This window comes from Paenibacillus puldeungensis (assembly GCF_042678945.1).
GTDB classification, from domain to species: domain Bacteria; phylum Bacillota; class Bacilli; order Paenibacillales; family Paenibacillaceae; genus Fontibacillus; species Fontibacillus puldeungensis.
In genome coordinates, this window is sequence record NZ_JBHTLM010000002.1 from 35,719 (window position 1) to 57,973 (window position 22,255).

The 22,255-nt window shown below is 48.9% G+C and carries 22 protein-coding genes and 1 tRNA gene; 20 read left to right on the forward strand and 3 right to left on the reverse strand.

What is annotated here, in order from left to right:
• The first annotated feature begins 169 nt into the window (after nucleotides 1-169).
• The 11 genes from ACFQ3W_RS02980 to uxaC all read left to right on the forward strand — a co-directional run bounded on the left by ACFQ3W_RS02980 (nucleotide 170) and on the right by uxaC (nucleotide 9,302).
• Nucleotides 170-646 (forward strand): hypothetical protein, encoded by a 477-nt coding sequence (locus ACFQ3W_RS02980; RefSeq protein WP_379316470.1) that lies wholly within the window; start codon nucleotides 170-172, stop codon nucleotides 644-646.
• Between the two features lie 22 nt (nucleotides 647-668).
• A complete protein-coding gene (locus ACFQ3W_RS02985) occupies nucleotides 669-1,199 on the forward strand; it encodes an RNA polymerase sigma factor (protein ID WP_379316472.1) in 531 nt (176 codons plus the stop codon).
• Nucleotides 1,192-1,467: a hypothetical protein gene (locus ACFQ3W_RS02990; RefSeq protein ID WP_379316474.1), complete on the forward strand. Its 276-nt coding sequence runs from the start codon at nucleotides 1,192-1,194 to the stop codon at nucleotides 1,465-1,467. The genes ACFQ3W_RS02985 and ACFQ3W_RS02990 overlap by 8 nt, the downstream gene beginning before the upstream one ends.
• Nucleotides 1,464-2,000 carry a hypothetical protein gene (locus ACFQ3W_RS02995; RefSeq protein ID WP_379316476.1) on the forward strand — a complete coding sequence of 179 codons (537 nt, stop codon included), beginning with the start codon at nucleotides 1,464-1,466 and terminating at the stop codon, nucleotides 1,998-2,000. Before ACFQ3W_RS02990 ends, ACFQ3W_RS02995 begins: the two co-directional genes overlap by 4 nt.
• A 31-nt stretch (nucleotides 2,001-2,031) precedes the next feature.
• Entirely contained in the window at nucleotides 2,032-2,529 is a 498-nt protein-coding gene (locus tag ACFQ3W_RS03000; protein WP_379316478.1) for an NUDIX hydrolase, read from the forward strand.
• Between the two features lie 167 nt (nucleotides 2,530-2,696).
• Entirely contained in the window at nucleotides 2,697-3,665 is a 969-nt protein-coding gene (locus tag ACFQ3W_RS03005; RefSeq protein ID WP_379316480.1) for an ABC transporter ATP-binding protein, read from the forward strand.
• A complete protein-coding gene (locus ACFQ3W_RS03010) occupies nucleotides 3,662-4,513 on the forward strand; it encodes an ABC transporter permease (RefSeq protein WP_379316482.1) in 852 nt (283 codons plus the stop codon). The genes ACFQ3W_RS03005 and ACFQ3W_RS03010 overlap by 4 nt, the downstream gene beginning before the upstream one ends.
• Complete coding sequence (locus tag ACFQ3W_RS03015; protein ID WP_379316484.1) at nucleotides 4,510-5,316, forward strand: ABC transporter permease; 807 nt, start codon at nucleotides 4,510-4,512, stop codon at nucleotides 5,314-5,316. The genes ACFQ3W_RS03010 and ACFQ3W_RS03015 overlap by 4 nt, the downstream gene beginning before the upstream one ends.
• Before the next feature lie 63 nt (nucleotides 5,317-5,379).
• Entirely contained in the window at nucleotides 5,380-6,426 is a 1,047-nt protein-coding gene (locus tag ACFQ3W_RS03020; protein WP_379316486.1) for an ABC transporter substrate-binding protein, read from the forward strand.
• Nucleotides 6,427-6,635: 209 nt separating this feature from the next.
• On the forward strand, nucleotides 6,636-7,427 hold the full coding sequence (locus ACFQ3W_RS03025; protein WP_379316488.1) for a DUF3298 and DUF4163 domain-containing protein: 792 nt from the start codon (nucleotides 6,636-6,638) through the stop codon (nucleotides 7,425-7,427).
• Nucleotides 7,428-7,883: 456 nt separating this feature from the next.
• The gene (uxaC, locus tag ACFQ3W_RS03030; protein WP_379316490.1) at nucleotides 7,884-9,302 is read left to right on the forward strand and encodes a glucuronate isomerase; all 1,419 of its coding nucleotides are present in this window, start codon (nucleotides 7,884-7,886) and stop codon (nucleotides 9,300-9,302) included.
• An 87-nt stretch (nucleotides 9,303-9,389) separates the two neighbouring features.
• On the opposite strand, the gene ade is transcribed toward uxaC, so the two are convergent.
• The 3 genes from ade to ACFQ3W_RS03045 all read right to left on the reverse strand — a co-directional run bounded on the left by ade (nucleotide 9,390) and on the right by ACFQ3W_RS03045 (nucleotide 12,208).
• Nucleotides 9,390-11,177 carry an adenine deaminase gene (ade, locus tag ACFQ3W_RS03035; protein ID WP_379316492.1) on the reverse strand — a complete coding sequence of 596 codons (1,788 nt, stop codon included), beginning with the start codon at nucleotides 11,175-11,177 and terminating at the stop codon, nucleotides 9,390-9,392.
• A gap of 153 nt (nucleotides 11,178-11,330) precedes the next feature.
• Entirely contained in the window at nucleotides 11,331-11,927 is a 597-nt protein-coding gene (clpP, locus tag ACFQ3W_RS03040) for an ATP-dependent Clp endopeptidase proteolytic subunit ClpP (RefSeq protein WP_379316494.1), read from the reverse strand.
• Nucleotides 11,928-12,133: 206 nt separating this feature from the next.
• Nucleotides 12,134-12,208 (reverse strand) — tRNA-Arg (locus ACFQ3W_RS03045).
• Between the two features lie 163 nt (nucleotides 12,209-12,371).
• Between ACFQ3W_RS03045 and ACFQ3W_RS03050 the strand changes: the two genes are divergently transcribed.
• From ACFQ3W_RS03050 to gap, 9 genes are all read left to right on the forward strand, one after another.
• Complete coding sequence (locus ACFQ3W_RS03050; RefSeq protein ID WP_379316496.1) at nucleotides 12,372-13,400, forward strand: LacI family DNA-binding transcriptional regulator; 1,029 nt, start codon at nucleotides 12,372-12,374, stop codon at nucleotides 13,398-13,400.
• Nucleotides 13,401-13,500: 100 nt separating this feature from the next.
• Nucleotides 13,501-14,472 carry an ABC transporter permease gene (locus ACFQ3W_RS03055; protein ID WP_379316498.1) on the forward strand — a complete coding sequence of 324 codons (972 nt, stop codon included), beginning with the start codon at nucleotides 13,501-13,503 and terminating at the stop codon, nucleotides 14,470-14,472.
• Entirely contained in the window at nucleotides 14,450-15,376 is a 927-nt protein-coding gene (locus ACFQ3W_RS03060) for a carbohydrate ABC transporter permease (protein WP_379316500.1), read from the forward strand. Before ACFQ3W_RS03055 ends, ACFQ3W_RS03060 begins: the two co-directional genes overlap by 23 nt.
• Before the next feature lie 77 nt (nucleotides 15,377-15,453).
• Nucleotides 15,454-17,097 (forward strand): sugar ABC transporter substrate-binding protein, encoded by a 1,644-nt coding sequence (locus ACFQ3W_RS03065; protein WP_379316502.1) that lies wholly within the window; start codon nucleotides 15,454-15,456, stop codon nucleotides 17,095-17,097.
• 559 nt (nucleotides 17,098-17,656) lie between these two features.
• Nucleotides 17,657-19,003, forward strand: coding sequence for a glycoside hydrolase family 30 protein (locus tag ACFQ3W_RS03070; protein WP_379316504.1), 1,347 nt, complete (start codon nucleotides 17,657-17,659; stop codon nucleotides 19,001-19,003).
• 52 nt (nucleotides 19,004-19,055) lie between these two features.
• Entirely contained in the window at nucleotides 19,056-19,478 is a 423-nt protein-coding gene (locus tag ACFQ3W_RS03075) for a MarR family winged helix-turn-helix transcriptional regulator (RefSeq protein WP_379316506.1), read from the forward strand.
• Between the two features lie 15 nt (nucleotides 19,479-19,493).
• Complete coding sequence (locus ACFQ3W_RS03080; RefSeq protein ID WP_379316508.1) at nucleotides 19,494-19,814, forward strand: YciI family protein; 321 nt, start codon at nucleotides 19,494-19,496, stop codon at nucleotides 19,812-19,814.
• Between the two features lie 253 nt (nucleotides 19,815-20,067).
• Nucleotides 20,068-21,099, forward strand: coding sequence for a sugar-binding transcriptional regulator (locus ACFQ3W_RS03085; protein WP_379316510.1), 1,032 nt, complete (start codon nucleotides 20,068-20,070; stop codon nucleotides 21,097-21,099).
• Nucleotides 21,100-21,174: 75 nt separating this feature from the next.
• On the forward strand, nucleotides 21,175-22,185 hold the full coding sequence (gap, locus tag ACFQ3W_RS03090) for a type I glyceraldehyde-3-phosphate dehydrogenase (RefSeq protein ID WP_379316512.1): 1,011 nt from the start codon (nucleotides 21,175-21,177) through the stop codon (nucleotides 22,183-22,185).
• Nucleotides 22,186-22,255 lie beyond the last annotated feature (70 nt).

Here is a 22,255-nt window from a genome sequence, read left to right on the forward strand (position 1 = left end):
TACCGGACAACCGGAACACCACTGCTCTGATGCAGCGCAGGTGTTCCGGTTTTTTTTATTTTACATGCAAAAGGACAGGGGGATTTTTCCTACATATGAAACTAAGTTTATGGAAGGAGGATCAAGGTTTCATATATGATGACTCCGTCTTGGAAAGGAAGGTACGGATATGAACAAGAAAACATCTATTATTGCGGTATCTGTATTGGTTGTGTTGGCTGTTTTTATTAGCTACATTCTCGTGAACAAAGGGGATGATGAGATCAGCGGGTTGATTTTGTCTAAGAAGCCGATTTCCGATGTTGATCAATTTGATCAGGTGAAGTCTCAGCCGGGGGGCGAGGTTCTCCGTGTGTATACGACGACATGGAACAAGCTGAAAGAGGAGCAGACTGCCGAAATCAAGGTCGGGTCTGATCTTTATGCCAACGTTCACGTCGTGGAGAGTCCGAAGGGCATGGCCTATACGGCGAAATGGCTGTCCGGTGGAAGGGTCATTCAATCGGAGACGAAGAACCTGACTACCGATCGGGAAGGAATACTCTCTTTTACCCTGCAGGGTTCTAAGGTGGCTAAAGGGCCGCTAACGCTGGAGCTTCACGATGACCAAGGGCTGGCTGCCTCTTTTGACTTCACGATTAATTAAACGGAAAAGAGAACCTCTCAATATGAAGGAACGTTTTATCCAAATTTATAATGAAAGCTTTGAATATGTATATTCCTTTGTGTACAGTAGAACGGCCGGAAACAGGCAGGTGACGGAGGAAATCGTCCAGGAAACCTTCGGTGCCGCTTGGTTAACGCTGGACCGGTTCCGCCAGAACAGTTCGTACCGGACCTGGTTATGTTCGATTGCCAAAAACAAGCTGTATGCCTATTACCGTAAGAATACAGCCTCGGCAAAGTATAATCCCTATGAGGAAAACCTGAACCTGGAGCTACCAGTGGAATTTAATCCGGAGGCGGTAGCGGAAAGCCACGAAACCCGCGCAAAGGTGCGGGAGGCTCTAAATCAAATTAACCCGCTTTATCGATACGCACTCATTCTGAAGTACATCGACGGCTACAGCTGCAAAGAAATTGCCGGGATCCTTGGTCGAACGAACAAGGCGGTGGACGGGATTTTGCAAAAAGCGAGGGGTAACTTCATCAAGGAGTATACCAAATGCCTGGAAGGGAGGCAGAACGCCAATGGATGATGATCAACTTGAAAAAATGCTTCGTTCCACGCTGACGGATATTCAGGCTCCGGACCATCTTAAGGAGAAGATGCTGGCCGATATATTGGCCTCTGCTCCGGAACGCGTTCATCGTAGGGCTTTGCTTCGGAAGGAACTGTTTATTTACCGGAATCCGCTAAAAATATCGGGACTGCTCTCGCTTGCTGTCTCGGGTGCGATTTGGCTCACGACGGGGCCTCATGGAATAGCGGACGTATTATCAAGCTGGATGGAGCTGATCAAATGATAAGAAGAGGCCTTATCGCGTTGGGAAAGGCGGCTTGGTCGCCACTCTCCGTAATGGATCAGGAGCATACCCCTGAAAAACAGCTCGCCTCTTTGCTAGTTGTTCTGATGACGGCGGGACTTACGGCTTTTTTATCGGCTGATTTGTATTTATTGGTGGCTGGTGTCGGCACATGGGCCATCGCATGCGGCTGTATTTGGCTGGTGTCACGCATTTTTCGCAAGGGGATTGGATTTAGACAGGTTTCCACGACTTGGGGGCTCACCTATCTCCCTAATCTAATTTGCGTGGCGGCTAATTACTTTCTAGCTACTAACCGGCATCTTACGGAGCTGCCAGTGCTGTCTTTCTTGATCCAGACGCTCTTAATCATGCTGCTTGTATGGAAGGCAATTTTATACTTCATAGAGATGCGATGCGTTTTACAGGTTACCGGGACGGAACTTACTATTGGCACCGTGATCGTCGGCATCGTTTTTTTACCGGTGATGATGGTTGGGTTTATACTAGGGTTGCAGGTTCCGATGCTGTAAAAGTGAGAAGGAGAGAAGGAGGCATGCATCCATGGAACGATTCTCGATCCCCTGCGTGGCAGGGATTATTGAAAAGCAGATCAACGGCACCACGATGATCTTGCTACAGGAGCGTTGGAAGGAAAATGCGGTCAAGGAAGAGGGGCTCGTCGAAATACCGGCTGGGAAGATCCGCGAAAATGAAAATATTTTTGACGCCTTAAGGAGAGAAATTTGGGAGGAAACGGGCTTGGAAGTGGAAGAGATTCATGGTGAAAAGGAAGCCGGAATCTATGCTTCTAATGGATACAAGGTTCTGGATTATATGCCTTTTTCCTGTTCTCAAAACATTCAGGGCAACTATCCAATCTTGGTTCTAACTTTCATCTGTACGGCTAAGGGGGAACTGCTTGAGAAGACCAACGAGACGCAAAACATCCGCTGGGCTCCGGTATCAGAAGTAGAAGCCAGCCTTACATCGGATAGTCGCTCTTTTTATCCGATGCACGTCGCATCCTTACGAAAATACATACAATTCTTGAAAAAATAACGTCATCATTCGCCCTTCAGTACTTAGAAAAATGTTGTAACCCGCGCCAAAACAAGGTATAGTGAATATGCAAAAATGAATCGCTAGACCTGCTAAAGCCATACCAATGGATATGGCTTTTTTTTCTTAAAGAGATACGCGATTACAACTAAAGGAGTGGTGCATCGATGATTGAACTGGCTGCAGTGGAGAAACACTTTGCTGGACAGATCGCCTTGCATCCGCTTTCGCTCACCATAAAGGAAGGGGAATTCCTGACCTTGCTGGGCCCGAGCGGCTGCGGCAAGACGACGATTTTACGCATGATTGCGGGATTTGAACAACCTACTGCCGGAAAGATTCTACTTGACGGCAAAGACCTCACGAATTTGCCTCCGAATCAGCGGGATTTGAACCTCGTTTTCCAACATTACGCCTTATTTCCGCATATGACGGTGGAAGAGAATATCGCCTTCGGGTTGAAAATGAAAAAAATGCCTGCAAAAGAACAGCGGGAGCGCGTTCAAGAGGCCGTTGCCATGACGCAGCTGACTCCGCTCGTGAAGCGGTATCCGCATCAGCTGTCCGGCGGACAGCAGCAGCGTGTAGCGATAGCCCGTGCAATTGCCAACAAGCCGCGTGTTCTCCTGCTGGACGAGCCGCTTGGGGCGCTTGATTTGCAGCTGAGAAAGAGCCTTCAGGCCGAACTCAAGCAGTTGCAGCGCAGCCTGGGCATCACATTCGTCTATGTTACTCACGATCAGGAGGAAGCTATGATGATGTCCGACCGGATCGTTGTGATGAACAGTGGACGCGTCGAGCAGATCGGTACGCCGCGCGAGATTTATGCATCTCCGGCCACCCTATTCTCAGCGACCTTTGTCGGTGAGAACAATGTTTTCACCCGTGATGATAAGCTGTTTGCGGTGAGACCTGAGAAGCTGAGAGCGGTTCGTGAGGGCGGGAATGCCAAAACAACCGGGGAAGTGCTTGATGTCCTTTATCTGGGCAGCATACATAAAATAATTGTTCAGCTTCATAACGAACCGATGTCCGTGTCTATCGTGCTCGAAGCATCGGATGATTACCCTTGGAAGATCGGCGAGCAAGTCGGTGTCGATTGGAAGCCAGAGGATGAGGTGGTCATCGGATCATGAAAAAATCAAGCCTGAGCATACTGCCGGTTCTGCTGTGGCTGGGCCTGTTTCTCCTCGTGCCGATGCTCATTGTCATCGTGATTTCCTTCATGGGCCGCGATGATGTAGGCAACGTAGTGCTTGACTTTAACTTTCATTCCTACGCGATGTTTTTTGACCCGCTCTATTTGGGGATTTATTGGGATACGATCGTTTTGTCCATTTTAACAACGGCACTTTGTTTACTGCTCAGCTACCCGTTAGCCTACTATATTGCAAATGCCGGGCCCAAGATGCAGACCTGGGGGCTTGTGCTCATCACGGTTCCGTTCTGGATCAACTTTCTAATTCGTACGTATGCGTGGGTGCTTCTGCTCCGTACACAGGGGATTGTGAACGACTTACTGATGGATTTCGGGATGATCTCACAGCCTCTTCAAATGCTTTATACGAAAGGTGCAGTGCTGCTTGGAATGGTTTACACCTTCATTCCGTTCATGGTGCTGCCAATTTATGTCGCTTTGGAGCAGATGGACAAGAAGCTGCTGGAGGCTGCCAGCGACCTTGGGGCTTCACGCTGGAAAGCATTTTGGTACATCACGCTGCCTCAAACCAAATCCGGAATCGTGACCGGCTCGGTACTGGTCTATGTTTCGACAACAGGGATGTTTGTCGTTACGGATATTCTGGGCGGGGCCAAGTCGGCGATGATCAGCAATATTATTCAGAGTCAATTTTTGGGGGCAAGGAACTGGCCGTTCGGTGCGGCATTATCCGTTATTTTTGTCATAACTTCGCTCATTCTGATTGCCCTATTCAATAAAGCGATGTCCTCCAGATATCAGAAAGCTCGGGAGGTGCGCTCATGAAAATGAAAAACCATCCGCTGCTAGGTATTCATACACTGCTGATGATGATTTTTATCTATGTGCCGATCGTGCTGATTATTATCTATTCGTTCAACAACTCCCGGCTGGCTGCCAACTGGAGCGGTTTTACGATGGACTGGTACGTTTCGCTGTTTGACGACCGGCATGTCATGGAGGCTCTCACGAACAGTCTAACCGTAGCCGTGATTTCAACGTTGGTCTCTACGGTGCTTGGTACTATGGCTGCTCTAGCGCTGCGGAAGATTGACAGAAGGAAAAAGGCGGCCATGGGCGGCTTGCTCTATTTGCCGATCATTATTCCAGATATCATTATGGGCTTATCTCTGCTTGTACTATTCAATCAGCTAAACATACCGCTCGGCAAAATGACGATCATCATTGCGCACATCACGTTTAGCATGTCCTATGTTTATGTCGTGGTTACGACCAGGTTGTCCGGCATGGGCCGCCAGCTGGAAGAGGCCGCTCAGGATTTGGGTGCAGGCTCCTGGCAGACATTTCGTTATGTTACCTTACCGCAGATTTTTCCGGGCATTGTTGCCGGGGCGCTCATTGCGTTTACGTTATCATTGGACGATTTTATGGTCAGCTTTTTCGTAAGCGGCCCTAGTTCGACAACGTTGCCGATTTATATCTACGGTCAGGTGAAGCGGGGTATTTCCCCGGAAATTAATGCGCTTTGTACCATTTTGATTTTAGTGACGGTGACATTGATCTTTTTAGCTCAGTTTATGTTGAATCGGGGCAAAGGACAGAAGAAAAAGTCGATGCTTCCGTTTTAAGCCTGACTCTATCTATTTGGTGTATAGTTAATTTATAAGTTACAAGGGAAAGGAGATTGTGAATTGAAAAAAATGAAATGGGCCGGCCTGGTGCTGGCGGGGTTAATGGTGCTGGCACTGTTGCCAGGCTGCGGTTCGTCGAAGGAGACGCTCAATATTTATAGCTGGGCCGACAATTTTGACGAAGAAATGCTACAGCAATTTGAGAAGCAGTATAACGTAAAGATCAACTACGATGTGTTTGCCAACAACGAAGACCTGCTGGCTAAGATTAAAGCGGGCGGCGGCGGATATGATCTGATTCAGCCCTCCGACTATATGGTAGCAACGATGATCAAACAGGACCTGTTGGCTTCATTGAACATGAAGAACATCCCGAACTTTGCGAATATTGCAGACACCTACAAGAATCCTTCCTATGATCCCGGCAATAAGTATTCGATCGTGTATACCTCCGGGGTTACGGGGATTGCCTATAACAAGAAATACGTGAAAGAAGATATCAGTAGCTGGGAGGACCTGTGGAATCCGAAGTATGCCGGGAAGGTCATTTTGCTGGACGACAACCGTGAAGTGATCGGTATGGCGCTTAAAAAAGCGGGATTCTCCAACAATGCGAAAGATGACACCCAGATTAACGCTGCTGTAGAGGATCTCAAGAAACTGCTGCCGAGCGTGCTTGCTTTTGACACCGACAATATTAAGCAAAAAATGATCCAAGAAGAAGGCTGGATTGCTACGGTTTGGTCGGGCGATGCCTCTTACATCGCTAAAGATAATCCAGACGTCGCTTATGTGGTTCCTAAAGAAGGCGGTACGATCTGGTCCGACAACTACGCTATCCCGAAGGGCTCCAAGCATCAGGAACTGGCCGAGAAATTCATCAACTTCATGCTGGATGCGAAAAACGCCGCCAAAAACTACGAGTCTATCGGCTATAGTGATCCGACTACGACATCGAAGTCTTATCACAGCGAGCAGTACAACAACGATAAAATGATTAATTTGTCGAAGGATGAGCTGTCCCGTACCGAATGGCTTGGCGATGTCGGCGATAAGCTGCAGCTTTACGACCGTCTCTGGACGGAGTTGAAGAGCGGACGCGAATAAATCAGCCGTGTGATTGAACATAAGCTTTACATCAGAACCGTGTTTGTGGATGTAACTCGCTAAATGAGCGAAGTACCTCCGCACCACGGTTTTTTGCTTATAGGGTGTTAGCATGATTTGTACCGTGCCAGGTCATAATGGAGGTAACGCTAGCTTAGAGCAATTTACATGAAGGAGTGGGACTATTCATGAAAGGCACCTTATTGAGGATGACGGTATCGGTTTTGACGGTAGGAACGCTCGTTACTTCCCCTTTGATGACTTCGGCTGCGGCATTGGCTGGCGAGGGTAATGGAGGGCTAGTTAGTCATGCGGCTGGCCATGCAACTCACCAGGACGTTAGTTCATCCAACCGCCTAGCTGTAGAGGCTAAAAAGCCGAACAGCATCAATATTACGAAACATACGATTGAGAAGACGATTCCTGAAGCCAAGATCAAGGTAGAATATCCCCAAGTCAGCGGTCTGAAAAACCGGGCGGCCGAGAAAATAATCAATACTCTGCTGAAAACCAAGGCGGAAACGTTTGTGGCAAACTCGATTAAGGAAGCCAAGGCTAGCCAGCCTTCTCCAAGCGGCAACCCCTATGAGTACCTAGGAACCTACAAGGTAACCTATAACGAAAACGGGGTGCTCAGTCTGCTGTTGGAGACGTATGCATACACAGGAGGAGCCCACGGCATTACCATTCGGGAAGGCTTAACGTTCCGTCTTAGCGACGGAAAGGTGCTGACCTTGGACGAGCTGCTTCGCGCTAATCCGAACTACCGGAGCATTGTCGATCCGGAGATTGCCAAAAAATTAGAGGAAACGGAAGGCTACTTCGGAAACTTCAAAACGATCGGTCCAAACCCGTCCTACTATGTGAAGGACCAAGGTGTGGTCATCTTTTTTCAACTATATGATTATTTACCTTATGTTTTCGGGTTCCCGGAGTTTTATTTCCCGTTTGCGAAATTACTCCCACCGGGTGCCGATCCATTTGATTTTAAGTCTATGTAACCTAATATAATTGTTAGAAGCCAGGCAAGAGCTGCCCTTGAGGTCCATCGTAAAGATGCTATCAGGGGCGGCTTTTTTGTGCTTGCGTGAAGAGAACGACAACCTCAAACCCGGCGGCACCCTTCTGTTACGATGACTAACTGCATTTTATGCAGCTATTTTGTTGGCTTTTGGCGTATGAGGAAATTTAACTGCAAAACGTGCATCTATTTGGGCAGTATTAGCAGGTGACCGCGAAATAGGTTGGGTTTAGATGTATGAAATACATTTATTCCCGAGCAAATGAGGAATTTCATCAAAATAACTGTACTTAATACAATTAAACCGCGTCGATGCGGATATTCAACTTTCAACTACCACACTAGATGCGAAAATTACTCTTGGGCTTTGGGAGGAAAACATTTAAAATAATACCAGGTAGGTTTCTGCGAATGAAGGGAGTGCCGAAAGAAGAGAATGGCAAAACATTTTCTGGGGAAACATTTTCTGCTGAACAGCAAGGCCGCCAAGGTGCTTTATCATCAATACGCTGACAATATGCCGATCGTCGATTACCACTGCCATCTGAGCCCGCAGGAGATTTACGAGAACAAGACGTTTCGTAACCTTACGGAGGCATGGCTCGGCGGAGACCACTACAAGTGGAGAGTGATGCGTGCCTGTGGTGTCGAGGAGAAGCTGATTACCGGCGAGGCGAGTGATTACGACAAATTTCTGGCCTGGGCGAAGGTGGTTCCTCAACTGCTTGGTAACCCACTTTATCATTGGACCCATTTGGAGCTGCAGCGTTTTTTCGGCATGGATGAACTGTTAAATGAACAGACGGCCCCGGCCATTTGGGAAAAGGCGAACACTATGCTGCGGGGAGAGGGATTTGGGGCACGGGATCTGATTACGAAGTCACACGTAAAGGTGCTATGTACTACCGACGACCCGGTGGATTCCCTTGAGTTTCATCTGAAAATCAAAGACCTTCCAGAGTTTCAAACGAAGGTGCTGCCCAGCTTCCGCCCGGATCAGGCGCTGGAGATTAACAGAGACTCATTCCGGCCCTGGGTCAGCAAGCTCGAAGCGGCTACGGGTAAGCCCATCCGTGAGTATAGTGAGCTGCTGGAAGCCCTTAACGAGCGGATCGATTTCTTCCATCAGGCGGGGGGAAGATTGTCGGATCATGCGCTAGATACGGTGGAGTATGAGGAGACGGCGTTAGAAGAAGCCACCGATATTTTTGCCAAAGCATTGGAGCAGGGGCAAGTCAGCCGGGAGGACGCGCGAAAATACAAATCGTACACGATGCTGTTTCTAAGCAAACAATACGCCGCTCGGGGCTGGGTCATGCAGCTGCATATACATGCTCTGCGAAATATTAATACCGTGATGCGAGACCGACTTGGCCCGGATCACGGCTATGACGCTATCTATGACGGTCCTCTTGCTGCTCCACTGGCGGGTTTTCTCAACTCGCTTGAGCGGGAAGGAGCTTTGCCGAAAACGGTTTTGTACTCGCTGAATCGGAATGATTATCCGGTGCTGGCCAGCATCATGGGGAGCTTTCAAGGCGGTGGGGTTCCCGGCAAAATACAACTTGGTACTGCTTGGTGGTTCAACGATCATAAGGACGGTATGCTAGAGCAAATGACAACGCTGGGCAACTTCGGCGTATTGGCTCGGTTTATCGGCATGCTGACGGATTCCCGCAGCTTCCTGTCGTATACGCGGCATGAGTATTTCCGCCGGCTCCTGTGCGACGTGCTGGGCGATTGGGTGGAGAGAGGGGAAGCTCCGAAGGACTTGAGCCTTTTAGGGAAGATGGTCAAGGATATCTGCTATCATAATGCCCTAGAGTATTTTGCCTTTCCAGAGGAGGATATGTAGAAAAAAGATGCGGGCCGCACAGGCTGAACTGAACACGGCTGTAATCCGTGCAGCTCGACCTGGCGGCCCGAGTTTTAGTTATATGGTTTAGCCGATTTCGACAGGAATCAGCTTAAATTCGTTAACATCGGCAAGCCCACGATTCGTAATCCGAAGCTCAGGGATTACAGGCAGGGCTACCAGCGAGAACGTCATAAACGGTGCATTCAGCATACATCCTAACTTCTTCCAGGCAGCTTCCAGCTCCTTAACCTGCGTGGCAACCGTATGCAGCGGCTGGTCGGACATCAGCCCAGCGAGCACCATCGGCACGGCGGCAAGGACCTTGCCGTCCTCCACGACGATCATGCCGCCGCCAAGCTTGGCCAACTCGTTCGCGGCAAAAGCCATGTCCTCGGCATTCGTTCCCATGACGATCAGGTTATGGCTGTCGTGGGAGACGGTAGAAGCAACCGCACCACGCTGCAGTCCGAAGCCATGAACAAATGCAAGCGAGATGTCGCCGGATCTGCGGTGACGGTCAATGCAAGCGAGCGTGATGATGTCGCGGGCCTGATCGGGCTGAATGACGCCATCTGCAACCTGCAGGCGAGCGGTACCTTTTACCGTGCGTGCGCTGTTTTCAATCACTTCAATCACATGGACGTTCGTTTCGTTCCCGTTGCTTTGGCTGTGCAGCCGGAAATCGTCCGGAACGAGCGGTTTGACCAAATGCACCGATTGGCGGGCCGCTTCAGGGTACGTATAAGCAGGGAACGGGATGCGAAGCTCTCCGTCATCATAGACGACCTGCCCATCGGCAATGACCGTAGATGGTTCCATCTGATGCAGATCGTCGATCAGGAGCAGGTCGGCGCATTTGCCTGGAGCGATGCCGCCGAGGTCATCCTCAAGCTTGAAGTAGCGGGCCGTATTGATCGTCGCCATTTGGATCGCGGTCACAGGCTTGACGCCTTCCTCAATAGCCCGGCGTACGACGTGATTCAAGTGACCTTTCTCGATAAGCGTTTGCGGGTATACATCGTCCGTCACGAGCAGGATGTTGCCGGTTTCGGCATGGTCTTCGGTAACGACCTTAATGACCTCTTTAACATCATGCCAAGCCGAGCCTTCGCGAATCATCAAATACATGCCGAGGCGTATTTTAGCCAGCCCTTGTTCCCGGGTAACTGTCTCATGGCAGGAGCTTACGCCGGAAGCGATATACGCCTGGAGCATGTGCTCATCATCGCTCGGGAAATGGCCGGTAACCGCCTTTCCCGCACGGATCGTCGCTTCGATCTCACCGCACATTTTCGGATCGCCGTACACAACGCCTGGGAAGTTCATTACTTCACCGAGGCCTTCGACGCCTTCCCATTTCATGCTTTCTGCGATATCGCTAACGTTCAAAGTCGCTCCGGCATCCTCGAGATGGTCGGTCGCAGGCACGCACGAAGGATAGGTCGTATACACCTTCAGCGGCAGGCCTTGTCCCTCCTCATGCATCCAACGGACCCCATCATTTCCGAATACGTTCGCAATTTCATGCGGGTCCATAAATACGCCGGTGGTGCCTTTGGCCAGGGCGGCCTTGGCAAACTCGGTCACCGACAGCATTGTGCTCTCTACATGCATATGCCCGTCCAGCAGACCGGGTGCAATATAACGGCCTTTCGCGTCGACAACGACGGTTCCCTCGCCAATCGTATGGTCAGCCTTGCCGATGTAGGCGATCCGTCCCTGCGCCATAGCGACATCCGTATTCGGCAGTAGCTCGCCGGTATAGACGTTCACCAAGGTCCCGTTTTTGACCACCAGGTCTGCCTTGCTCTTGCCGGTGGCTACCTCGGCCAAGGTCCGACTGACCTCAACTAGTTTTTTCCTAACACTCATTCTCCGAATCACTCCTCTTTCATATATAAATGGACAAAACCAAGCGGACGAACCGCCCTAGTTTCCCCCTGCCTGGAGGCTATGTAGAAATAATAGCAAGAAGGCCACCCGTCGAACAGCTTTTATGCTCGGGGCAGCCTAGTTTTTTATTGCTTATTCGTTTGTCGAATTCACCTTTTCGATGACTTTGTCCACGAGACCGTATTCCTTCGCCTCGGCGGCGCTCATGAAGTAGTCGCGGTCGGTGTCTTTTTCGATCCGTTCCAGCGGCTGGCCAGTGCGTTCAGCGAGAATCTTGTTCAGTGTGTCACGCATTTTGAGAATGCGCCGCGCCCGGATCTCAATGTCCGTGGCTTGTCCTTCCGCTCCACCGAGCGGCTGATGAATCATGATTTCGCTGTTCGGCAGCGCATACCGTTTGCCGGGAGCGCCGGCGTTCAACAGGAACGCGCCCATGGAAGCGGCGAGCCCTACGCAGATAGTGGAGACGTCCGATTTAATAAATTGCATCGTATCGTAAATGGCCATGCCGGCGGTAATCGATCCGCCTGGGCTGTTAATGTAGAGGGAGATATCCTTTGTAGGATCTTCCGCATCCAGGAACAGCATTTGGGCAATGATGGAGTTGGCCACGACATCGTTCACTTGAGAGCCCAGAAAAATGATCCGATCCTTAAGCAGTCTGGAATAAATGTCGTATGCCCGCTCCCCGCGGTTGCTTTGTTCAACGACCATAGGAATATAACTCATCGATAAAACCTCCTCGAATGATATTGTAGAAATCGGTTCAATCAATCTAAGAATTGACGGAAACGATGAAGGATAACCCCATCATAAACAATTTGTGCTAGAAAGTCAAAGAAAGTCAAACTCTAGGTAATAAAAAAACCTGGATCTGAAGATCGAGGTCATTATATTTGTGTTAAGACAATGTGTTTCTAAGTTGTAAATAAGAATGGCGCGCCCGCGAGGAATCGAACCTCGATCTCAGGCTCCGGAGGCCTACGTCATATCCATTGGACCACGGGCGCAAATTAGCGTAACAAAATATATTATATGTGGTACCAACTAAAAAAGCAAGTCATTCCGTTAAAAAAATACCCGGAAAATACTGCTAAATAATTGTTGTATTCCAATACGCGATATGTTAATTTTAAATCATAAAAACGTTTTTATAAAAGGACGAAAAGTGGTATGGGAAAAGTTACAATCAAAGATGTTGCCAGGGAGGCTGGCGTATCCATTTCTACGGTTTCCAATGCACTCAATGACGTGGATGTGCTCAACCCTGAGACCAAAGCGCATGTGCTTGATGTAGCGAAGCGGTTGAATTATGTGCCCAACCTGAACGGAAAGCAGTTGAAATCGGGAAAAACAAATATGCTGGGGTTCTTTACGACCAGCGTAGCAGGTCCTTATTTCTACGTTCTGGTTGAATCGATGGCACGTGAGTGCGACCGTCTGGGCTATGGCCTCAATGTGTTTATTACCAAGGATAAGCATGTCATTATGAGCAACATTTTAGGACGGCGGGTCGACGGTGCAATTATTTACGAAGAGCTGAGAATTGATGATCAGGACATTGCCTCCATGGCCAAGGATAAGATTAAGGCCGTTTTTCTGGACCGGACTTTGGAAAACGAGACGATGGGGAGCGTAGTCTTCAACTCTTATGCGGCCGGATACGAGGCCACGAAATATTTGATCAGTCTGGGGCACAAAAGGATCTCCTATATTTCCGGCGTCGATACGATGCTGGACAGCGTGCGAAGAAAGGAAGGCTGCCTGGCCGCCTTGCGTGAGCACCAATTGCCGATCGATGAGGATTATGTGCTGCAGGGCTATTTTGAAGAAGAAGGCGCCTATAATGCGGTAAAGTCTTTTCTTCATCAAAACCCCGGCAAAATTCCGGATGCGTTCCTGGCCGGCAATGATATCAGCGCGATCGGATGCATGAAGGCGTTGAAGGCTCTGGGATATTCGGTGCCGCAGGATGTCAGCGTCGTCGGCTTTGACGATATCGACATCGCCCAGTATTACTCGCCCCCTTTGACGACGGTACGAAACCAAATTGCCAGGCAGGGCTACTTAGCGATTGAACATCTCGTGCGGCTGATCCAGAAGAAAGAATCAGGAAAGATCCAGGAATTGAACGGAGAACTTATTGTTCGCGGTTCAAGCCAAGTGAAGATCGACAGGTACGCTTCGCCGGATGGTGGATAACATGTGCTGAACGCATGGGGGACTACACCGCTTAACGGCGGACATTTTTCGCCAAAAATAAAAACGTTTTTATAGGCTTTCTAAAGAAAGGGGAGGTCATATGGAAAATGTTGCTATTACCAGGGAACAGCCGCACCGGAAAGCGCCTATGGGGCAAAGGTTCAAAGCGTTTATGGCGGACTTTAAAAGGCAATGGGCGCTCCAATCGATGATCCTGCCGGGAGTTATTTTCATGATTGTGTTTTGCTTCGTTCCCATTTACGGATTGTTGATCGCCTTCAAAAACTACACCGTCATCGATACGCTGGATACTGCGCCATGGACCGGGCTGGACAACTTCAAAATTATTTTGTCTGACAAATATTTTTGGGACGCGGTTGTCAATACGCTGGGCATCAGCTTTCTGAAGCTGATCATTGGATTCGTCATTCCGATTATTCTCGCGATTATGATTTCCGAGATAAGCTCGAACCGATTTAAGAAAATCGTCCAGACCGTCTCTTATTTACCGCACTTTTTATCATGGATCGTGTTGGGCGGGATGCTTATCACGTGGTTTTCGACGACAGGTCTATTCAATCAGCTTTTGCTCGATTTGGGTCTGATTGCAAAGCCGCAGAACAGCTTGCTGGACCCGGGGAAATACTGGTGGATCGCCACGTTGTCTGATATCTGGAAGGAAGCCGGCTGGGGAACGATTTTGTATCTGGCAATTATTTCGAAAATCGATCCTACCTATTATGAAGCGGCCAAAATGGACGGCGCCAGTCGACTTAGACAAATTTGGAACATCACCCTTCCCAACATGAAGCTCATCATCAGCTTAAATTTGATTTTAACTGTAAGCGGTTTATTGGGCTCGAACCTGGATCAGACGCTCGTTCTGATGAATTCGCAAAACCGGGAAAGAGCGGAGGTTATCAACTCCTATGTATATCGCATGGGCTTGGCACAGGGCGACTTCTCGTATGCCACGGCAGTCGGCTTAGGTGTCTCCATCGTTTCGGTCATCCTGCTGGTTGCGGCCAACAAGGTGTCGAGCAAATTAAATGACAATCAATCGGTATTGTAAGAAGGGAGGCATTGGCTTGAGTAGAACGGTGGCTAAAGAGGACCTCGACAGCAGGGCCTTTGGTGTGATCAACCTCGGTTTGCTATCCATTTTCACCTTGATCATCGTGGTTCCGCTCTGGAATGTAATCGTTTCTTCTTTTAGCTCGGGCAAATCGCTGGCGGAAGGCGGTTTTGTGTTCTGGCCGGGCGAGTTTTCTTTGGAAAACTACCAGGCTGTGTTCCGCGACACCAGCATATGGCAGGCTTTCGTTATTTCGGTGCTTAAGACGACGATTGGCGTCGCGACGCACGTATTTTTCTGCGCTATGGTCGGCTACGGCTTGAGCAAGCAGTACGTTCGGGGCCGCAAGCTGTATGTCGCTATGGGGGTTATCACGATGTTTTTCTCAGGCGGCATGATCCCGACCTATTTATTGATAAAATCGCTGGGTCTGTTGAACAGCTTCTGGGTGTACGTTATCCCGGCGTTATTCAGCTACTATGACGTCGTCATATTAATGAATTTCTTTAGAAATGTGCCGGATTCCCTCGAAGAGTCGGCCAAGATCGATGGAGCTGGGGATTGGCGGATTTTTCTGAAAATCTTCATTCCGCTGTCCATGCCCGCTTTGGCGACGATCGCCTTGTTTAACGGAGTGGGGCAATGGAACGATTTTATGACGACCAAATTGTACATCACCGATGAGTCGCTCTATCCGCTGCAGATGAAATTGTATGAAATTATCGTCCAGTCCCAAACGCAGTCTATGCAGAATATCGGAGGCTCGGTGGTAATAGAAACGACAACCAAAGGGGTTCAACTCGCAACGATTGTCATAACGACCTTGCCAATTGTTGTGATGTATCCAATTCTTCAAAAGTACTTTATTTCAGGCATTATGCTGGGGGCGGTGAAGGAATAGAAAGGGGGCAACGTCATGAACGGACAACAAGAAATCAGCACATTGAAAGCGCTTCAATATAAAGAGGAGGGTTCAGTATGGTATTGATGAAGAAAACAATGAAGAAAAAAGGGTTCGTTTTATGCGCGATTTTGCTTGCGGCTGTCCTCGTCGTTTCGGGCTGCGGATCAGGCGGAGGCTCGGGAAAGGGAGGGAAAGATTTTTCCATTGAGGGGCGGTATACGCTTGATTCGGAAACGCCGGCTTGGAAACTGGACAAAAAGAAAGAGCCGACAGAGCTTACTTGGTACGTCAATGCGGACTGGTGGAATACCGATTTCGGCAATGATGTCGTAACGAAGAAAATCAAAGAGGATCTCAATATCAACATCAAGTTTATTAAAGGGGACGACACCAAACTGAACACCTTTTTCGCGGGCGGGGATATGCCGGATATTTTGACGACGTTCGACAACAACTCTCCGGTGGCGCAAAAGGCGGCAACCTGGGCCATTCCTTTAAGCGAGCTGGCTGAGAAATACGATCCATACTTCAACAAAGTGGCCGCCGAGGACACCTTGAAGTGGTTTCAACTGAAGGATGGAAAAACCTACGGGTATCCGAACTATTCGAATACGCAGGCGGATTATGACAGCGGCAACATCCCGGCCAAGACGGCTTTTATAATCCGCAAGGATGTTTACGAGGCACTGGGCAGTCCGCAAATGAAGACGCCCGAGGAGTTCAAGAGCACGCTCGCCAAGATCAAAGTCCAATTTCCGGAAATGATCCCTTTCGGGTTTAACTCGATCGGTACGGGCACCGGTTCCTTGGGCGACGTTCTGCAGGATTTTATCGGGGTACCGCTTGAGGATCAGAATGGCGGCTTCTATGACCGCAACCTGGATGAGGATTATTTGAAATGGTTGAAGACGCTGAACGAAGCCTACCGGGACGGAACGATCATCGATGACAGCTTTGCCGACGACGGCACGGCCTTTGAGGAGAAGGTCAAATCGGGCAAATATGCCACGATGTTGCTTGACGGTACGCCGCAGCAGGGCGGCAATCTGCAAATCTTCATGAGCGCGAACCCTGGCAAGGAATACGTAGCGATAGACGGTCCGCAAAGTACGGTAGGCAATCAGCCGACGCTGAATCAATCCGGAATTTCAGGCTGGATGGTCAGCTTCATCACCAAGAAATGCAAGGACCCGGCCAAGGCGATTCAAATTTTCACCTACCTGCTGGGTGAAGAGGGACAAATGCTGATGAACTATGGCATAGAGGGCGAAACGTACAAGAAATTGGATGGTGGAAACGTTGAGCTGCTGCCTGCGGTGAAGGAGATGCAGCTGAAAAATGCGGATCAATTCAAGAAGGAATACCGGCTGGGCGAGTTTATGTTCTTTGGCCATGACCGCCATAAAGCCTTAAGCCCGGATGCCTTCCCGGAAAGCATCAAGCAGATGCAGGAATGGGGCAAAGGAAAGCTGAAGCCACATTTCATTCTGGAGAACACGAACCCGGATCAAGGAACACCGGAAGCGCGGTCTCTCAGCGCTATCAATACGCAGTGGAGCACGACGCTGGTCAGCATGATTCGGGCCAAGAGCGAAGCGGAGTTTAACAGTACGCTGGAAGCCTATAAATCTTTCCTGAAGGACAACAGCTGGGATAAGATTGTGGAAATCCGCAGCGAAAAGATGAAGCAGAACAAGGAGAAGCTGGGGCTTAAGTGAGGAACGCCGGGGGCCACTTCGGCCCTTTGAGGGAGAAAGCAACCTTTTTAACAATATCCGAGATGTGAATCTAAACTTATCCTTAAGTAGCAAATGGAGACAAGGGGCGGGACTTTGGGCTGCTGATGGTTTGGGTTGTTTAAAAACACCTGCCCCTTGCTCTTTGTCCTTGTAGGCGGTCAACAAATATTTTGATCAACAAATGTGCAGATCAACGAGTGGAAATTGGGGTACCGTCGGGAATTCCTGTGAAATAGAACTTACTAAATGCATTAAGTACAGTTAAATATCGTCCTATTGGAAGTATTGAGCGTTTAGATGTAGAAAGTGCAGCTAAAAGGAGCGAAATAACCCTGCCAAGTCAAATTGACCCATTTTAGATGTACATTTTGCAGCTAAAATCCCCAAAACCACATTTTGCCCAGAAATAGCTGCACTAAATACATTTAGTGGTGGATGGTGAGAGAGGCAAGAACCTATATCGATGTGACCAACACCATAAAGGTAGTCCGGAGATTTTTTGGACGGTTTTTTCTTATACCAAGATCGGGGGAATTTTATGCGGGAATTAACGATTTATTTATCAGCAGGGGAGCATGAGCTTTTCGCATCAAAAAGCGAGCAGCAGCTTCCGCCGGCAGATGGAAACGAGCCGATGGTCGAGATCGTTCTGGACATGGAGCAAACCTATCAGAGAATCGACGGTTTTGGCGCCTCCTTCACGGATTCGGCCGCTTATTTGATGCATCAGGTGATCGGCGCGGAGCAGCGAAGCCAATTAATGCGGAATTTGTTTGATCCAAAGACGGGGATCGGCCTGTCCGTGCTGAGAAACCCCATGGGGGCGTCGGATTATGCCAGAGATATGTACAGTTACGATGATCTGGACGGGGAAGAGGTCGACCCGGAATTAAAGCGTTTTTCGATTTCGCATGATGAGGCCGACATCATCCCGCTGCTGCAGGAGGCGATGACACTAAATTCCGACCTCAAGCTGATGGCCTCTCCGTGGAGTCCGCCGGGGTGGATGAAAACAAGCGGTTCCATGATCGGAGGAGAATTGAAGAAGGAGTATTATACGGCGTATTCGGAGTATTTTGTCCGCTTCATTCAGTCTTACTCTGCGCATGGTCTGCCTATTTATGCAGTAACGCCGCAAAACGAGCCGCTTTATGTGCCTGGGCACTATCCGGGGATGCTCATGCTGCCGGAGTGGCAAGCCGACTTTGTGAAAAATCACTTAAAGCCCAGCTTTGCGAAGCACGGCATTCGGACGAAAATTTTGTGCTACGACCACAACTGGGACCGGCCCGATTATCCACTGCATGTGCTTGAGCATGCCAATCAGGAAGTGGATGGGGTGGCCTGGCACTGGTACAACGGCAATCCGGCTGTGCAAAGCGAGGTGCGCCTGGCTTTTCCGGATAAAGAGGTGCATTTTACCGAGGGGTCGGGGGGAGAATGGATTCCGCCGTTTGAGCCGGCCTTTTCCAATGTGCTGCGTACAGGCATTGAAATTCTTAGAAATTACGGTCAGTCGCTAGTGTTATGGAACATGGCGCTCGATGAGCATAACGGCCCTACGGTTCCGGGCTTTGGACGGAGCACTTGCCGGGGTATTGTGCAGATTAACCAGCAAACCCGGGAGGTCGTTTACACTTTGGACTACTATGCTCTGGCCCATTTCAGTAAGATCATTCGTCCTAATGCGCTACGGATCGGTTCCTCTGCAGGCAGATCTTCCATTCGAAACGTCGCCTTCAGAAATACGGATCACTCAACGGCCGTCGTGTTGTTTAATGATAGTGAAAAAGCAGAGGATGTAAGTTTGCGGCTTCAGAACGAGGAGCTTCTAAACTTCCGAATGGAGCCTAAAAGCGCGATGTCCGTTCTCGTTCGATCTTAAGCAAGAAATATTTCCCTTTACGTTTAGTATGCTAAATGTTAGTATACTTACTATGAAAAATAATCATGTGACGATCAATTGTTTGGCTTTTCAACTTGGTTTGGCTCGCAAAAAGGTGCAAAAGTGGTATGAACAGCATTTGGAAACCTGGGGGCTTAACACTTCCTATGTGTATGTGATGGAGGTGATTCAGGAATTTGGCCCGTCCAATCTATCTTTTATAGCGGAGAAGCTTGAGCTTGAACGGGCCACCGTAAGCAATCTGCTGGGAAGAATGGAGAGGGACGGGTTTATCGTTCGCCTTCCCGGAAAAGAGAGAAGATCTATGGAGGTTCATCTGACGGATCAAGGAAAGGAGGTTCTGCAAGAAGCGTTAATCGGCCTTCAAGAAGCCGACAAACAGCTGGATGAGCTGCTTCAGGGTAGTTTAACAGAGGTTAAGGACTCCATTCGCATACTGAATTTGAATTTATAGCATAGGAGGGACGATGTGAAGAAATTTGTGGTGCATCTTTCTAACAAGCAGAGACATTTAATGACGGAGGAGCTCGTCAAAGCCCATGCAGCCTATCTCAAGAGCCTGAAAGAAAAAGGGGTCCTTCCGTTTTGCGGCCCTTGTGCCGATGGTACGGGGCTTATGATCATTGACGCGGCTTCCTATGAGGAAGCTAAAGGTTACGTCGACAACGACCCGTTTTCCAAGGTCGATTACTACATAGATCGAAAGCTCGTCGAAGTGGAAGAAGCTACGATTGAGAACAATTTTTTGATTGATGATGTGGTTGCATACCTGTCCAAATCGAATAAATAACCGGAAAATTAGCGCTAAAGATAGCACTTCTGCAGTAAAGTCAGCCTTATCGGGCTGGCTTATTTTTTTGCATGACAAGGCTTTATTTCAATGGGTTGTATAAGAGGCCCAATTAATGAGAATTATACGGACGTCAGGCTTGCAACAGATGAAAAAATTGGTTAGAATATCAGTGGGACTTAAAAAGTTTACCCGGGACATTTTAGGACCAAGGAGAAGGAGAGAGAAGACGAAGCTTGCAGGAGTGGAAAGCATGCGTAACATTTTAGAAATTCAGAAGCGGCTTCTTCCTGATCTCATGGAAATTCTCAAGAAAAGGTACACCATACTTAACCAGATCATGTTATCTGACGTCATAGGCCGCAGAACGCTTGCAACCTCACTAGACATGACGGAACGTGTGTTGCGTGCCGAAACAGATCTCCTGAAGGCTCAGGGCCTGATTGAAATCGAGAATATAGGCATGAGAGTCAGCGATGCGGGCAGGAAACTTTTGGAGGAACTGGAGCCGGTTGTTAAAGAATTATTCGGCCTGGCTAATCTGGAAGACAAAATTCGTCAGACCTATGGCTTGCGTAAAGTAGTGGTGGTCCCAGGAGATTGCGACGTTTCTCCTCAGGTCAAACTGGAGCTGGGGCGTGCGGGGGCAAAAGCGCTGCTTAGCGTGATGGATGGGAAGGACGTGGTTGCGGTCACCGGCGGTTCAACGCTGGCTGAGGTCGCAAACCAACTGAATCCTCCACCAAACGTAACGATGAAGCAAAGCTGGTTTGTACCGGCGCGTGGTGGGCTTGGTGAAAGCCTGGAAATCCAGGCGAACACGATTGCCTCCGGAATGGCCAAAAGAGTGGGAGCAGGTTACCGATTGCTGCATGTTCCCGATTTGCTTGGGAAGGAAGCCTATGAATCTTTGGTGCACGATCCGAATATTCACGATATCGTGAATATGATCCGTCAGGCGAAGATCGTCGTGCACGGAATCGGAGACGCCATGGAAATGGCGCGCCGCCGTAAACTGGAACCAAGTATGGTTGAAGAAATCCAGAAGGAAGGCGCACTCGCGGAATCATTCGGTTACTATTTTAATCGCGATGGCGTTGTCGTTCATAAGATGCTCACGTTAGGCCTTCGTCTCGAGGACATCAAGAATACGGAAACCGTACTCGGGATTGCCGGGGGAAAGAGCAAAGCAAAGGCGATTCATGCGGTACTGCGCTTCGGACATGAGGATATACTCGTCACGGATGAAGCGGCTGCGATAGAAATCGTGAATGAGCTGGACTAACTACCGTTTACTCATGACGGGCTTTTCAGTCTGTCTTGATTAATAAAAAAAACGAACATTGGGAGGAACTATTCAATGAGTGTAAAAGTAGGTATTAATGGTTTCGGACGTATTGGACGTTTGGCTTTCCGTCGTATTCAAAACGTGGAAGGTATCGAAGTCGTAGCAATCAATGACCTGACAGATGCAAAAATGTTGGCTCATTTGTTGAAATATGATACAACTCAAGGCAAATTCGACGGCGAAGTTGAAGTTCATGACGGATTCTTCAAAGTTAACGGCAAAGAAGTTAAAGTTCTGGCTAACCGCAACCCAGAAGAACTTCCTTGGGGCGAGCTTGGCGTTGACATCGTTCTGGAATGCACAGGCTTCTTTACTACTAAAGAAAAAGCTGAGCTTCACTTGAAAGGCGGCGCTAAGAAAGTCGTTATCTCCGCTCCGGCTACTGGCGACATGAAAACTGTCGTTTACAACGTTAACCATGAAATCCTTGACGGTTCTGAAACTGTTATCTCTGGCGCATCTTGCACCACGAACTGCTTGGCTCCTATGGCTAAAGTATTGAATGACAAATTTGGTGTTGTTGAAGGCTTGATGACTACAATCCATGCTTACACTGGCGACCAAAACACTTTGGACGCTCCGCATGCGAAAGGCGACTTCCGTCGTGCTCGCGCAGCAGCTGAAAACATCATTCCTAACACAACTGGCGCAGCTAAAGCAATCGGCCTCGTTATCCCTGATTTGCAAGGAAAACTCGACGGCGCTGCACAACGTGTGCCTGTACCAACTGGTTCCTTGACTGAACTCGTTACTGTTCTGGACAAAAAAGTAACCGCTGCTGAAGTTAACGAAGCTATGAAAGCTGCTTCCGATCCAGAAACTTACGGATACACCGAAGACCAAATCGTATCTTCCGATATCAAAGGTATGACTTTCGGTTCCCTGTTCGATGCAACACAAACTAAAGTACTGACTGTTGGCGACAAACAACTGGTTAAAACCGTTGCTTGGTATGACAACGAAATGTCCTACACCGCTCAACTTGTTCGTACTTTGGAATACTTCGCAAAAAAAGTTAAGTAATTTATTGCCCAATCAGATATGAATACCAAAGAGGAGCGACCTGTGCAAAGGACTCCTCTTTGGTTCTTGA